General features: G+C 58.7%; 14 protein-coding genes. 7 read left to right on the plus strand and 7 right to left on the minus strand.

Translation table 11 applies throughout. From position 1 onward, the window contains the following. Positions 1 to 44: 44 nt before the first annotated feature. Positions 45 to 2348: an FdhF/YdeP family oxidoreductase gene (locus tag ACR6A7_RS03040; RefSeq protein ID WP_434123281.1), complete on the minus strand. Its 2304-nt coding sequence runs from the start codon at positions 2346 to 2348 to the stop codon at positions 45 to 47. Positions 2349 to 2598: 250 nt separating this feature from the next. On the opposite strand from ACR6A7_RS03040, the gene ACR6A7_RS03045 reads away from it, so the two are divergent. Next, a complete protein-coding gene (locus ACR6A7_RS03045) occupies positions 2599 to 4185 on the plus strand; it encodes a PTS transporter subunit EIIC (protein WP_434123282.1) in 1587 nt (528 codons plus the stop codon). A 49-nt stretch (positions 4186 to 4234) separates the two neighbouring features. Next, positions 4235 to 4444 (plus strand): hypothetical protein, encoded by a 210-nt coding sequence (locus tag ACR6A7_RS03050; protein ID WP_434123283.1) that lies wholly within the window; start codon positions 4235 to 4237, stop codon positions 4442 to 4444. A gap of 56 nt (positions 4445 to 4500) precedes the next feature. On the opposite strand, the gene ACR6A7_RS03055 is transcribed toward ACR6A7_RS03050, so the two are convergent. Beyond that, positions 4501 to 4713, minus strand: coding sequence for a hypothetical protein (locus ACR6A7_RS03055; RefSeq protein WP_434123284.1), 213 nt, complete (start codon positions 4711 to 4713; stop codon positions 4501 to 4503). A 497-nt stretch (positions 4714 to 5210) separates the two neighbouring features. On the opposite strand from ACR6A7_RS03055, the gene ymcF reads away from it, so the two are divergent. Continuing rightward, the gene (gene ymcF, locus ACR6A7_RS03060) at positions 5211 to 5366 is read left to right on the plus strand and encodes a cold shock small protein YmcF (RefSeq protein WP_434123333.1); all 156 of its coding nucleotides are present in this window, start codon (positions 5211 to 5213) and stop codon (positions 5364 to 5366) included. Positions 5367 to 5638: 272 nt separating this feature from the next. Beyond that, entirely contained in the window at positions 5639 to 6556 is a 918-nt protein-coding gene (locus ACR6A7_RS03065; RefSeq protein WP_434123334.1) for a LysR family transcriptional regulator, read from the plus strand. Here the strand turns inward: ACR6A7_RS03065 and ACR6A7_RS03070 are convergent. The 5 genes from ACR6A7_RS03070 to sapC all read right to left on the minus strand — a co-directional run bounded on the left by ACR6A7_RS03070 (position 6532) and on the right by sapC (position 11451). Continuing rightward, positions 6532 to 7659, minus strand: coding sequence for a CMD domain-containing protein (locus tag ACR6A7_RS03070; protein WP_434123285.1), 1128 nt, complete (start codon positions 7657 to 7659; stop codon positions 6532 to 6534). The two genes, ACR6A7_RS03065 and ACR6A7_RS03070, sit on opposite strands and share 25 nt — an antisense overlap. Before the next feature lie 195 nt (positions 7660 to 7854). Then, positions 7855 to 8643 (minus strand): enoyl-ACP reductase FabI, encoded by a 789-nt coding sequence (gene fabI / locus ACR6A7_RS03075; RefSeq protein WP_434123286.1) that lies wholly within the window; start codon positions 8641 to 8643, stop codon positions 7855 to 7857. 118 nt (positions 8644 to 8761) lie between these two features. Next, positions 8762 to 9565, minus strand: a complete 804-nt coding sequence (sapF, locus tag ACR6A7_RS03080; RefSeq protein ID WP_434123288.1) for a putrescine export ABC transporter ATP-binding protein SapF — start codon at positions 9563 to 9565, stop codon at positions 8762 to 8764. After that, positions 9566 to 10561 (minus strand): putrescine export ABC transporter ATP-binding protein SapD, encoded by a 996-nt coding sequence (sapD, locus tag ACR6A7_RS03085; RefSeq protein ID WP_103795928.1) that lies wholly within the window; start codon positions 10559 to 10561, stop codon positions 9566 to 9568. Then, entirely contained in the window at positions 10561 to 11451 is an 891-nt protein-coding gene (sapC, locus tag ACR6A7_RS03090) for a putrescine export ABC transporter permease SapC (protein WP_434123289.1), read from the minus strand. Before sapC ends, sapD begins: the two co-directional genes overlap by 1 nt. 396 nt (positions 11452 to 11847) lie before the next feature. Here sapC and ACR6A7_RS03095 point away from each other — a divergent pair, with 396 nt between their 5' ends. The 3 genes from ACR6A7_RS03095 to arnB all read left to right on the plus strand — a co-directional run bounded on the left by ACR6A7_RS03095 (position 11848) and on the right by arnB (position 14494). After that, positions 11848 to 12057 (plus strand): DUF1471 domain-containing protein, encoded by a 210-nt coding sequence (locus tag ACR6A7_RS03095; protein ID WP_434123290.1) that lies wholly within the window; start codon positions 11848 to 11850, stop codon positions 12055 to 12057. A 103-nt stretch (positions 12058 to 12160) separates the two neighbouring features. Beyond that, a complete protein-coding gene (locus tag ACR6A7_RS03100; RefSeq protein WP_434123291.1) occupies positions 12161 to 12565 on the plus strand; it encodes a cupin domain-containing protein in 405 nt (134 codons plus the stop codon). 792 nt (positions 12566 to 13357) lie between these two features. After that, entirely contained in the window at positions 13358 to 14494 is a 1137-nt protein-coding gene (gene arnB / locus ACR6A7_RS03105; protein ID WP_434123292.1) for a UDP-4-amino-4-deoxy-L-arabinose aminotransferase, read from the plus strand. Position 14495: the final 1 nt, after the last annotated feature.

Consider the following 14495-nt stretch of genomic DNA (forward strand, 5'->3'; position numbering starts at 1 on the left):
AAAAAAGCCGGATTAACCGGCTTTTTACTAAGGAAACTCTGCGCTTACGCGATGCGTTGCGTCGGCAGAGAAACCGACAGTTCCAGCTTCACCGGCACCGATTTCGAGGTCGGCGTGCCGCTGATGTCGCCGAAGCTGTTCAGCGGAACCAGCGGGTTGGTTTCCGGATAATAGGCCGCGAGGTTGCCGCGCGGAATATTATAGGGCACCAGTTTAAACCCGCTGACGCGACGCGAAACATTGTCGTTCCACAGGGTTTCGATATCCACCAGCTGACCTTCGGTAAAGCCGAGCGCCTGCATATCTTCCGGGTTGATAAACACCACTTCGCGCTGGCCGTAAACGCCGCGGTAACGGTCATCGAGGCCGTAAATCGTGGTGTTGTACTGGTCATGCGAACGCAGGGTCTGCAGCGTGAAGGGCACCTCCGCCACGTCCATCGGGAAGAGCGAGGCGGGCAGCGCCGCGCTGCTGAACTCCGCTTTCTGCGTCGGGGTATTGAAGCGCAGGTCCGCCGCCGCGTTGCCCAGGTAGAAGCCGCCCGGCTGGTCGCACTTCTCGTTGAAGTCGGCGAAGCCCGGAATGGTGGCGGCGATATGGTCGCGGATCAGATTATAGTCGGCGGCCAGCTTCAGCCACTGCACCTTCTCGTCGCCCAGCACCGCGTGGGCGATGCCCGCCACGATGGCGGTTTCCGAGCGCTGCGTCTCCGCCAGCGGAATGCCGATGCCTTCGGAGGCGTGCACCATGCTGAAGGAGTCTTCTACGGTGATGAACTGGTTACCGGTCGCCTGGGTATCGCGCTCGGTGCGGCCCAGCGTCGGCAGAATCAGGCTCTCCGCGCCCGGCACCAGATGGCTGCGGTTGAGCTTGGTGCTGATATGCACCGTCAGGCCGCAGCGCTGCAGCGCCTCTTCGGTGCGCGGGGAGTCGGGCGCCGCCGCAGCGAGGTTGCCGCCCAGGGCGATCAGCACTTTGATCTCGTCGCGCAGCATGGCGTTCAGCGCTTCAACGGTGTTATGGCCGTGCTCGCGCGGCGGCTCGAAGCCGAAGTGGCTGCCGAGCGCGTCGAGAAACGCTTTGCTCGGCTTCTCGTCGATGCCCATAGTGCGGTTGCCCTGCACGTTACTGTGGCCGCGCACCGGGCAGAGGCCTGCGCCTTTCTTGCCAAGCTGGCCGAACAGCAGCTGCAGGTTCACGATTTCGCGTACCGTATCCACCGAGTGTTTGTGCTGGGTGATGCCCATCGCCCAGGTGATGATAACGCGATCGGCGCTCTGGTAGATGGCCGCGGCTTCGCGGATCTGCGCTTCGCTCAGGCCAGACTGCTGCACGATCTGCATCCAGTCGGTATTGTCGACCGCGTCGAAATAGGCTTCGACGCCGTGGGTGGTGGCGTTGATAAAGGTTTCGTCGAACAGGCCTTTCTCACCGGCCGCTACGCGCGCGCGATGCGTCTCGAGCAGCGCTTTCACCATGCCGCGCACCGCCGCCATATCGCCGCCGAGATTCGGCTGGTAATAGGCGGAGCTGATGGTGCCCGCTTTAGAGGTGACCACCTCCAGCGGCTTCTGCGGATCGGCGAAGCGCTCAAGACCGCGCTCGCGCAGGGTATTAAAGGTGACGATCTTCGCGCCGTGATCGGCGGCGTGACGCAGGCTGTGCAGCATACGCGGGTGGTTAGTGCCCGGGTTCTGGCCGAAAACGAAAATCGCGTCGGCATGGTCGAAATCGTCGAGGCGGATAGTGCCTTTGCCGACGCCGATGCTGCGCTTCAGACCGGCGCCGCTCGCTTCGTGGCACATATTGGAGCAGTCCGGGAAGTTGTTGGTGCCCGCCAGGCGGCCGAACAGCTGATAGAGCCAGGAGGCTTCGTTGCTGGCGCGGCCCGAAGTATAGAGCTCCATCTGGTTCGGGTTGTCCATCGCCTTGATATGCTGCGCGATCAGCGCAAAGGCGTCATCCCAGCTTACCGGCTCATAGTGGTCGGTTTCGGCGTTATAACGCATCGGGTGGGTCAGACGGCCCTGATACTCCAGGAAGTAGTCGCTCTGCGCATAGAGTTTGGTGACGCTGTGCTGGGCGAAGAAATCGGTGTCGACCACGCGGCGCGTCGCTTCCCAGGTCACCGCTTTGGCGCCGTTTTCACAGAAGCTAAAGGTACTTTTATTGTCGTCGCCCCAGGCGCAGCCCGGGCAGTCGAAGCCGCGCGCTTTGTTCATGCGCATCAGGTTGCGCATATTTTTCAGCGCCGCTTTGCTGTCTAAAACGAAACGGGTTGTGGCTTCCAGCGATCCCCAGCCGCCCGCAGCGGCGCGGTAGGGCTTAATTTTACGTTTGAATTTCATGGTGAGTGCAGGCTTATGTTTTTTGTAGGAAGTTTGTTATCAGGATATATCCTGACGGTGAGGGAAGTGTGCGACTGCAATCATAAGTTGTCTAATTGATTGACTTAATGGTGCGATAGCCGCCGTTTATCGCGCCGACTGCAAAATTGTGATGCTGCTCAAATTTTACTCTCTGGCAACCTGTTGATAACGGGAGTTACGGGCGTATCGAGTCAATACTTGCACCTTCATCTCTTAAAGGGCGCACCTCATGAAACAGCTCACCAGCCAGATCCATGCGTTTGGCAAAGCGTTGATGATGCCAATTTCGGTGATTGCGGCGGCGGGGATCTTCCTCGGCCTCGCGGCCGCGATGCAGAACCCGGCGATTACCGGCGACGCCTTTGCCCAGATGCAGGTGCCGCAGCTGATTATCGGTTTCATTCGCAAAGTGGCGGGCGCGCTCTTCGCCAACCTGCCGGTGTTCTTCGCCGTGGCAAGCGCCATCGGCCTGGCGAAGGCGGAAAAGCCGACGGCGGCCTTCGCCGCGGTCATCGGCTACATCACCATGAACGTCGGCATCAGCGCCACGCTGGCGGCGAAAGGGCTGACGGCGGCGACCACCACGCCCGCTGCGCTACAGCAGGCGGGCATGGACCAGACCACGGCGATGATGACCTCGGCGGAGTATATCCAGATGCTCGGCATCTTCACCTACAACATGAGCGTGCTGGGCGGCGTGATTGCCGGGCTGCTGACGGTGCTGCTGCACAATCGCTTCTATACCCAGCAGCTGCCAACCGCCATCAGCTTCTTCGGCGGACGCCGCTTCGTGCCGATCGTCACCGTGGTTGTCCTGCCGCTGGTAGGGGTGCTGCTGGCGCTGATCTGGCCGACGCTGGGCGCGGGCATCGCCTGGATCGGTGCGATGATCGGCAAAAGCGGCCAGTACGGCGCCTTTCTGCTCGGCACGGCGGAGCGCATTTTGATCCCCACCGGGCTGCATCACATCCTTAATGAAACCGTGCGCTTTACCCCGATTGGTGGCGTCGCCATCGTCGACGGACAAACGCTGGTGGGGGCGCTCAATATCTTTAACGCCTCGCTGACCCATCCCGGCTCGGTGCCTGACGACGTGCTGCGCAACGCGACCCAGTTTCTCGCTCAGGGTAAAATCCCGGTGATGATGTTCGGCCTGCCGGCCGCCGCGCTGGCTATCTATCACACCGCGCGGCCTGAACATAAACAGCGGGTCAAGGCGCTGATGATGGCGGGCGCGCTGACCTCTTTCACGACCGGCATCACCGAGCCGCTGGAGTTCTGTTTTATTTTCGTCTCGCCGGTGCTCTATCTGCTGCACGCGCTGCTGACCGGTCTCTCTTTTATGCTGATGTCGATGCTGCACCTGATGATCGGCAACGTGCAGGGCGGCGTGATCGATCTGGTGGTGTTCGGCATTCTCGGCGGCAGCAACACGCACTGGTGGTGGACGCTGGCGCTCGGCGCAATCTATGCGCCGCTCTACTACTATGGATTCCGCTTTGTTATCACCCGCATGGGCGTCGAGACGCCGGGGCGCGAATCAGAAGATGAAAAGCCGCAGCAGGTGGCGGCAGACGAGCGTACAAAGGTGATTATCAGCGGCCTGGGCGGTCAGGCGAATATTGAAGATGTCGACTGCTGCTTTACCCGCCTGCGCGTCCGGGTGAAAGATATGAAAGAGGTGGTGGATCAGACGCTGCTCACCACCGGCGCCAACGGCATCAACCGCGTCAGCGAGCACGATATTCAGGTTATCTATGGGCCGCAGGTTGAGAAGATTGCCAGTGAGGTAAAAAGCGCGCTTGGCGTGGCCTGAAGGATTTACGTCTACACTTAACAGACTGGAAGCGAACGAGGAGACGGAAATGTTTAAACATAAAACCAACGAAGAACGTAAGCAGGAAGGGGACGTCAGCAAGAGCGCGCCCGAGAGCACACCGCACGTCCATAACGCCTGGGAAGAGGACGATCATCCGGCGGTCGATGCGCCCGCTGAGCACGGCGAAATCCCGCGCACCCGTGACGATCACAATGATGACAAGAACGATCCTTACGAGGATCGCGAAAAGAAATAGCACCACGCTGCATTCCCACCTTGCTGAGCCTGTAAAGGGAGGTGGGAATCTCGCTATCACGACTGTAGAGAGAACTGCCAGGAGCCGATTGCTTTGCGTTCCAGCACCATAATCTTTTCCTGGCCGTCGATAACCACGAAATATTGCTCTTTGACCTTCAGGCGCTTAGGAAAATGTTCATTTCCCTCATAGCGCACCGTGATTTTCTGACCAAATATCTCCGCATCCGCGCTGACATCAAACTGCGGAAGATAAATTTTGTTTTTCACCGCTTTCTCCTTCTTTATATTTAATTCATATTCTTAGCCGGGCGTCGCGTGCCGTAAAGAGTGTAACAGCAAAATTCTTTTTTACTTGCTTGCAATGGCAGGCCAGAGCATGCGTAAATAGGTGCCTGGCCTGAAAAGCAGGCAGCTTTATCCTCTGTTTCTGCCGTCTCTCATTTCCGGAAGTGCCGCGCTTAAGCCTCTCTTTTGAGTTTTATCTTAATCTTACCGATCTGCCTCTGCACTTCAGCTATGCTTATCTGCAGGCTAAAAGAAAGAGAGATTATTTCTCATGACACGCCTGGCACGATGAGAGGGATTAACGCAGAAAAAAGCGCCGGCTTTATGTGCCCGACGAGGAGGGCAGGCGCGGTTTGCACGCTTTTCCGCTCTTAAAAACAATGACCTCCGCACGCCCGATAAGGAGTGGAGGATAGAATTCACTGCGCAGAATGGCCTAAAGGTCCATTATCTGCCAACGTCACAGGACGCTAAAAATTATTTCAGCCATTATTTCTCTGCGCTGCCCACATTGTCAGGGCTCGCAATATCGCCGCTCCGTTTTTGACGTTAGCGTTAAAAATCCGCTTGGGGCAAAGTGCATTTTTTGTAAATCGGCCATGATCCAAATAGATCCGCAACCAATCGCTGCCTGATTTTCTTTTTGCTCATCCGATTTACCTTACTTATTCAAGGCCGCCATTGGGCGGCCTTTTCACGTTTTTAGCAGAGCAATCTGATTAGCGCTTATAACAGGGACGGGCCGGTGAGCGTTAAGAATAATCCTGGCCAGCAGCATTGACATCGCCAGCAAGGTACCTGAAGATCTTCTTCAGGATAAGTCACGTTTGAAGTCGGTACAGGGAAAGGTACAGCATTATATTTTTTCTATACGGCTATGCTGTTATGTTATTGACGGGTAAAGAAAATAGACATTAAACAATTAATTTACCTCTGCAACCTCGAGCGTGAACGCCACTTTGGCCGCGCGGCCGAAGCCAGCTTCGTCAGCCAGCCGACGCTCTCCATGCGCCTGAAAAACCTCGAACGCGAACTCGGCCTGTCGCTGATCAACCGCAGCAATAACTTCGTCGGCTTTACGCCGGAAGGGGATCGCGTGCTGGCGTGGGCCCGGGAGATCGTGTCGGTCTATCAGGGGCTGAAGCTGGAGGTGGAGTCGCTGAAGCACGGCGTCAACGGCACGCTGCGCATCGGCGTGATGCCGCAGTGCAGCGTGGCGCTGCCCGCGCTGCTGAAGAGGGTGCAGAGCCGCTATCCTCAGCTGAACTACCGTATCGCCGCGCTCAGCGCCGATCAGCTGCTGGAGGCGCTTAACAGTCATACCGTCGACGTCGGCATCGGCTTTTTCGAGCTGGCGACGCTGCGCGAACTCCATTTTCAGACGGCATTTCTGCCCGAGCGCGGCGTCGAAGCGATATTCGATCCGACGCAGTTTCCCACGCTGGTGGGCGATGCACCGCTCACGCTCGCCGATCTCGCCGCCGTGCCGCTCTGCCTCTCCGAGCCGACGCGCTATTTTCGCCGCTATCTTGATATGGCCTTTCGCGAAGCCGGGGTGACGCCGCAGGTCATGGTGGAGAGCGCCGCGATCCTCGAACTGGTGCAGAGCGCGCAGGTGGGGCTGGGGGTGCTGGTGTCGCCTGTCGGTCATCTTCTGCCGTCGATGCTGCAAGGCATGGCGCAGCGGCCAATTGCCATTACTCATATGGCGCGCCAGGCGGCGCTGGTGATTGCCGAACCGGGTCGCGCCTCGCTGCTGTCACAACACTTCTTCGACGAGGCGCGCAGCCACCTTGAGGGCTACGCCACTTCGCCCATGGCGTAAAACAGCCGGCTGTTCCAGTTGCCGATCGCCACCGCCTGAATCAGGGCGAAGAGCGCGTCCGGCTGCCACCCTTCGGTGACCAGCGGCTGCAGATGCGCCGCGCTGAAGCGTTCAGGCGAGCGGGTGAGCTGCGCCGCCAGCGCCACGACGCGGCCCTGCGTCGTGGTCTGATCGGCGGCGTCATCCACCGATTCCAGCAGCGCATTGCGCACCTCATCCGGGAAAAACTGAAACGCCCAGCGGCTGCCGAGCGCGCGCGCGCAGGTCGCCTCCGCCAGCGGGGTAAGGTCGGTCGGGGTAATGCGCTGGCGCAGGGTCTGCCAGCCGTAGAGCGCGGCGGCGTCGTGCGCCAGCAGCCAGACCGCCTCGGCGAGATCGGGACGCGGCTGACAGAAGGTCACGGCGGCCAGCTGTTCGGCGCTGGCGTAGCGCAGCTCCAGCGGCTTCACCCCCGGTTTCCAGCGCGGCTTTTCCTCAAACCCCTCTCGGTCGGCGTCGGGCGGCGGCGTCACGCCCGGCAGCCAGCGCACCGGCAGCGCCAGCAGCGCCTGCACACCGGCCGCTACGCGCGCCTGGTAGCTGACGAAGCCGACGATCTGATTCAGCGTCACGATATCCGGCTCGGTCAGGCCCACGGCATCCAGCGCCCTGAGCGCCGCCGCGTTGATCAGCGTCGGCTGCATCGCCAGCTGGCGCGCATACTGCGTCAGCTGCGTCAGGCGATTATTGCTCTCGCGTGACGAGTCGGGGCCGGGCAGCGGATTAAGGCGCGCCGAGTAGTGATTGCACAGCCGCTGCACGCCCGCGACCTGCGCCACGGTCAGCGCGGTGCTGAGGCGATCGTAAAGGGTAAGGGTATGGGTCAGCGTCGCCGCGACGCGATCGGGAAACAGCAGCTGGCAAAGATCGCGGGAGGCCAGCAGCATCGGCTGGCTCGTCTGCAACAGCGGCTGAAGCGCGCTCGCCTCCTGCTGCAGGCCGAGCAGGAAACGGTCGTTAATCAGGGCAGCTTCGGGAACCAGCGGCTCAGCCTGAAGGGCGTGGGGGCTGGTCTGGCTCTCGTAAAACCAGTGGTTGTGGCCAGGATAGCGGCGTTGTTCCATGGTTATTCCTTTTGCAAATAACTGGCACGTCGCGCATGGCGTGAATCCGAAACCGTGACGCGCGCCCGGGGGCTGGCTTATCGTCGCTTAACGGCGGGGAAGGGCAAAAGACCGATCGGTGATAATTAATAGCGCGAAGCTATAAGGCGGGGAAAGTGAGCAAAAAAAAGGGCGAGCCAGGCTCGCCCTCAGAACTTATTTCAGTTCCAGTTCGTTCATGGCGGCGATGCTGAAGCCGCCGTCAACGTGAACGATCTCGCCGGTGATGCCGCCGGCCAGGTCAGAACAGAGGAACGCCGCCGAGTTGCCAACGTCCTCGATGGTGACGGTGCGGCGAATCGGGGTAACCGCTTCGCAGTGCGCCAGCATCTTACGGAAATCCTTGATGCCTGACGCCGCCAGGGTACGGATCGGACCGGCGGAAACGGCGTTCACGCGCACCCCTTCCGGGCCCATCGCGTTCGCCATATAGCGCACGTTGGCTTCCAGCGACGCTTTCGCCAGACCCATCACGTTGTAGTTCGGGATGGCGCGCTCTGCGCCCAGGTAGGAGAGCGTCAGCAGAGCGGAATTGGGGTTCAGCATCTCGCGGCACTCTTTCGCCATCGCCACAAAGCTGTAGGCGCTGATGTCGTGAGCAATCTTAAAGCCTTCGCGGGTAACGGCGTTCACATAGTCGCCATCCAGCTGGTCGCCCGGGGCGAAGCCGATGGAGTGAACGAAACCGTCAAATTTCGGCCAGGTTTTTGCCAGTTCAGTAAACAGCGATTTGATGCTCTCGTCTTCGGCCACATCGCATGGCAGCACAATCTCTGAACCCAGATCTTTAGCAAACTCTTCCACACGACCTTTCAGTTTGTCGTTCTGATAGGTGAAAGCCAGTTCTGCGCCCTGCTTGTGCATCGCCTGCGCAATTCCGTAGGCAATAGAGAGTTTACTGGCAACGCCAGTAATCAGAATGCGCTTACCGGAAAGAAAACCCATAGCTGTAATCCTTATGGTCATTGTTGTTGGCGGCCGAGTTGGTTAAAAAACAGGCGGCCGCGTTAATCGACGTGCGGATTCTAGCACGTCTCAGGAAAATGGGGTAAACCAACCTGATTCAGGCTTTGCGACGCCAGGCTTCTGCCGTCAGCGCTTCGCCGAAGTGGCTCGAAATGAGCCGCTTAGTCAGATCGTGCAGCGGTGAAGCCAGCACGTCGGCAGTACCGCCGCGCTCCACCACCTCTCCCTGGTGCATCACCAGCACCTGATCGCTGATGTGCTTCATCATGCCGAGATGCTGCGTCACATAAATATAGGTGATGCCGTGCTGCTCCTGTAGCTCCAGCATCAGATTCACCAGTTGGGAGCGCATCGTCATATCGAGCGAGGCGAGGGCTTCGTCGGCGATAATGACCTTCGGCTGCAGGATCAGCGCGCGCGCAAGGCCGAGGCGCTGCTTCTGGCCCGGCGCCAGCATATGGGGATAGTAGCCGGCGTGGTCACGCAGCAGCCCTACCTGGCGTAGCGTGGCGATAATGCGCTTTTCGCGCGCCTCAGGCGTCAGATCGCTGTTGAGGCGCAGCGGCAGGTCAAGGATCTGGCTGACGCGCTGGCGCGGATTGAGTGAGGTGGAGGGGTCCTGAAAAATCATGCGGATGCGCTGGCTGCGGTAGCCGTAGTCGCCGAATTCAAGCGGATGGTCGTTAATCAGGATTTCGCCGCTGCTCGGCGCCACCATGCCGCTCAGCATTTTCGCCAGCGTCGATTTGCCAGAGCCGTTCTCGCCGATGATTGCCAGCGTCTGCTTTTCGCGCAGAATAAAGCTGACTGATTTCACCGCCTCGACGTGCTGGCGGCGAAAGAGGCCGGTGCGATAGCGGAAAGTTTTGCTCAGATTGCGCACTTCAAGCAGCGTCTCCATCTACTGCTCCTCCATATTCAGCGGAAAGTGGCAGGCGAAAAGGTGCGTCTTGCTGCCGCTCAGGCGCGGGGTTTCCACGCATTTTCGCTGCGCATAGGGGCAGCGCGGGCCAAGCCGACAGCCAATCGGCAGGCTCTCCAGCGACGGGATCGCGCCGGAGAGCGTGTTCAGGCGGCTTTTGTGCGGCAGCGCGCGGCCGAAATCGGGCATCGCGCGGATCAGCGCCTGGGTATAAGGATGGTGCGGCGTGGCGATCAGATCGTCGCTGCCCGCCGTTTCCACGGTCTGCCCGCAGTACATGACGTTAATGCGGTCCGCCCACTGGCTCATGGTGCGCAGATCGTGGCTGATCAGCAGGATAGTGGTGTTGTTATTCTGGTTGAGGCGACTCAACAGGCGAAAAATTTGCGCCTGGGTGGTTGGCTCCATGGCGTTGGTGGGTTCGTCGGCGATCAGCAGCCGAGGCTGGTTGGCCAGCGCGATGGCAATCATCACCTTCTGGCACTCGCCTTCGGTCAGCTCGTAGGGAAAGCTGCGCATGATATCTTTATGATCCTTGATGCCGACGCGGTGCAGCAGCTCAATGGCGCGGGTTTTGCGCCAGAACCAGAAGCGTCCCATCCACGCACCTTTATAGGTCCAGCGCGGAATCGCCTGCATCAGCTGGCGGCCGATACGCTCCGAAGGATCGAGACAGGACTGCGGTTCCTGAAAAATCATCGAGACGTTGTGACCGACGATGCGGCGACGCTCGCGCGGCGACAGGCGCAGCAGGTCAATATCGTCGAATACCATGCGATCGGCGGTGACGCGCCAGTTATCCTTGGTTACGCCGCAGATCGCCTTTGCCACCAGGCTCTTGCCCGAGCCCGATTCGCCCACTAATCCACGCACTTCGCCTTCCATCAGCGTCAGGTTGATGCGGTCCACCGCCTTGACGGGGCCGTCGGCGGTCATAAATTCAATGGTCAGATTACGAATATCGAGTAACGGCATTATTCCACTCCCGCCTCTACAGCACGGCGGATACCGTCGCCCAGCAGGTTAACAATCAATACGCTGACCATCAGCGCGGCGCCCGGCAGCATCACCGTCCAGGGGGCGACGTAAACCAGCTCCAGCGAATCGCCCAGCATGGCGCCCCATTCGGGCGAGGGCAGCTGCGCGCCGAGATCGAGAAAGCCGAGCGCGGCGATATCCAGAATCGCCAGCGACAGCGAACGCGTCACTTCGCTGATCAGCATCGGCAGCACATTGGGCAAAATCGCATGGCGCAGGATATCGACGTTGGTGGCGCCGTCGAGGCGCGCCGCCACCACATACTCTTTTTCCAGCTCGTCATGCACAGCGCTATAGGTGGCGCGCACCAGGCGCGGCAACAGCGCCAGCCAGATCGCCAGCAGCGCGTGCTCAAGGCGCGGGCCGAGAAAGGCCACCACGATAATCGCCAGCAGCAGCGTGGGGATCGATAGCAGGGTATCCAGCACATGGTTCATCACGGCCGAGCGCAAACCGTGCGTGATGCCCGCCAGCACGCCGAGCGCCAGCCCGCACAGCGTGGCGAAGAGCGTGACCAGAATCGCTGAACCCACGGTCGGCGCCACGCCGCTCAGCAGGCGGCTTAACACGTCGCGTCCTAAATCGTCGGTGCCGAGGAAAAAAGAGACGTCGCCGTAGCGCGACCAGGAGGGCGGCAGCAGCTGATAGCCGAGAAACTGCTGGTCGATACCGTAGGGGGCGAGTAGCCCGCCGAACAGGCAGAGAAACAGCAGTGCGCCAAAGCCGTACAGCCCAATCATGGCCGTGGTGTTGCGATAAAAATGGTGCCAGCTGCGGCGAAAGGCGCCGGGCAGCCGTTTTTCGGCATAGACGTTATCGTAGGGCATGAACACTCGCCTGAAGAGGAATCAGCGTGGTTTGCAGCGCTTTACATTTTTTACTCATATCAATGCGTTGCCTAAATTTTCAGCGTTGGGGTGTCGGGCTGCGGCATCGCCGCGTCAGCATGACGAAGTTTGTAAGGATTATCCGTCGATAACCCGCTTACAGGCAAGGAAAGGGCGGCAGCAATTTCGCGCCGGGCTCATGGAAGGTGAGAATTTGCGCCGTCAAGGGGGCAGGACCGCACTGACAGGAAGGGAAAAGAGGGCGGGAAAAGTCTTTCAATATTTTTGTGGTTTAAATGCAAATATGTCCGCTTTCAAACCGTCCCCCCCAGGCGCATGATGTCTACATCGAGGCAGAACGCCTCACCAGCTGAAATCAACTTTAAGGAATTGACCATGAAAACCATCAAAAACTTCGTTGTAGTTGCTGCGCTCTCTTTCGCGTCATTCGGCAGTTTCGCCCAGAGCATTACTGCTTCTGCCGCCACCCTCGACGCAGCGGAAGCGCAAATCGCCGCGCAGGCGCACCAGTCGGGTGCCGCTTACAAAATTACCGGGGCTCGCTTTGATAACGGCGCCTACGTTTCCGCTGAACTGATTAAATAACGCTGTCGTAATAGCTGTTTCAGAGGCCGCTTAGTGCGGCCTTTGGCGTTTCTGGCGCCTCCCGTCCGCTACACTCTGTTCAGACTCACGAACAGGAGAAACCATGACGGAGAAAAAAAACCGCTCAGACCCGCGCGCCACCGAGGTTACGCACCAACAGGTATTGCAGAGCGGCAGCGCCTGGAATGACCAGCCTTATCAGGCTTACCCAGTCGGCAAGCCACAGATAACGGTGATGCGTATGTCATTACCCGCCCACAGCGAACTCCCCTGGCATACCCATCCGGTGCCTAATACCGCCTTTGTGCTTTCCGGGCGCCTGACCATTGAGGACAAAGAGAGTGGCGAACGGTTTCACGCTGGCGCGGGAGAGGCATTGAACGAAACACTCAACCGCGCGCACCGTGGCTACACCACCGACCAGCCAACCGAGTTAGTCATTTTCTACGCAGGCGTGGAGGGAGAGGAACTTTCTCTGCCACTGCCGGGAGAGGAAGCGGAGTATTAATCGTAAAATCAGCAGAGGCGGTGGCGCAGCGGTGGCCGTTTTAGCTGTTGCGCTGCCGGCAACGTTGGGAGTAATACTTTTTTCTTAAACGAAAGATAAACCATTACGCGATTGTGATGATAAGAAGGCGGGAATTAATGCGTTATTTTGCGTGTCGTATCGTTGCAGCGCTATATCTGCGGCATAAAATAATGCCCGATTTTTCGCCCGCTCCATTCAATTGCGCATTTCTGCAAAGCCGTTTTTCTGCTGGCGGCTTTTAGCAGGCCAGTTAAGTTCATGACATCTGTAAGAGATTTCTCTTTGAAAAGGCAGCAATGTCATTCCGCGAGCAAGATATATCATTTCTGGATGCATTCAAATTAAGCTATTGTTTTTAATAATTATTATATTGTTATTTATGCCCATTTTGTTAAGGTGTTAATAATTGGCTGTGGAAAGCTCCCTGTTTTTTTCTGGTAAAAACTTGATCTCGATAAGCGCTGATATAGACTCATAGCGCATAGCCTGCACCTGAATAATAAGAAAAGCAGTGGCCGCTTTACTATTTGCGCTCCTCCTCTTTGTTGCTCTTGCTCTCCCTCCACACCAGATGAAATGAGGCGTCAGCCTGTTTAAGGCTGTCTTAAGGTTTGGTCAGCATTATTTTTCCCATCCTGTCCTTAAGCAGGGTTGGCGAGATTCACTAAACCTACGTCGAAAGGAAACAATTCTTTCATATTTGTAAGCGTTATTTTTTCAGGCGGCGCTTGCGTATTTATTTCGAACATCTGGAACGGATGGGGTTTTATTATGTCATTTCTCCCTTTTTCGCGGCCTTCGTTAGGTGATGAGGAGCTGGCGGCGGTCAAAGCGGTGTTTGAATCCGGATGGATTACCACCGGTCCGCAGAATGCGGCGCTGGAACAGGCTTTTTGTCAGCTCACCGGCAATCAGCACGCCATTGCCGTCAGCTCGGCGACGGCAGGCATGCATGTCACCCTGCTGGCGCTCGATATTCAGCCCGGCGACGAGGTGATTACGCCGTCGCTGACCTGGGTTTCCACTATTAATATCATCACGCTGCTGGGCGCGACGCCGGTGATGATCGATATTGACCGCGATACGCTGATGGTAACGCCCGAACAGATTGAGGCCGCCATCACGCCACGCACCCGCGCCATCATCCCGGTGCACTATGCCGGCGCGCCCGCGGATGTCGACGCGATTCGCGCCCTTGGCGCACGCTATAACATTCCGGTGATTGAAGATGCCGCGCATGCGACGGGCTGCTATTACCGGGGACGCCATATCGGCAGCGCGGGCACCGCCATTTTTTCGTTTCACGCCATCAAAAATATGACCTGCGCCGAAGGCGGCCTGATTGTCACCGATGACGCGCAGCTGGCGGATCGCATGCGCAGCCTGAAGTTCCACGGGCTGGGGGTCGACGCCTACGATCGCCATACCCACGGCCGCAAGCCACAGGCGGAAGTGATCGCGCCTGGCTTTAAGTACAACCTGCCCGATATCAGCGCGGCCATTGCGCTGGTGCAGCTAAAAAAACTGCCTGATTTTAACGCGCGCCGCGCCGCCATCGCCGGGCGCTATCTGCGCGAACTGGCCGACACGCCGTTTTTGCCGCTGACGCAGCCAGGCTGGCCGCATCAGCATGCCTGGCATCTGTTTATTATTCGCGTTGACGAGGCGGCGTGCGGCATCAGCCGCGACGCGCTGATGGAGGCGCTGAAGGCCCAGGATATCGGCACCGGCCTCCATTTCCGCGCCGCGCACACCCATAAATATTACCGCGAACGCTACCCGCAGCTCTCACTGCCCAACACCGAGTGGAACAGCGAGCGCATCTGTTCCCTGCCGCTCTTCCCGGATATGCACGACGAGGACGTCACTCGCGTCGTCAGCGCCTTGCGTCAGCTGGCAGGAGTCTGAA

It is taken from the genome of Pantoea phyllosphaerae (assembly GCF_051025595.1).
In the GTDB taxonomy this organism is placed as follows: domain Bacteria; phylum Pseudomonadota; class Gammaproteobacteria; order Enterobacterales; family Enterobacteriaceae; genus Pantoea.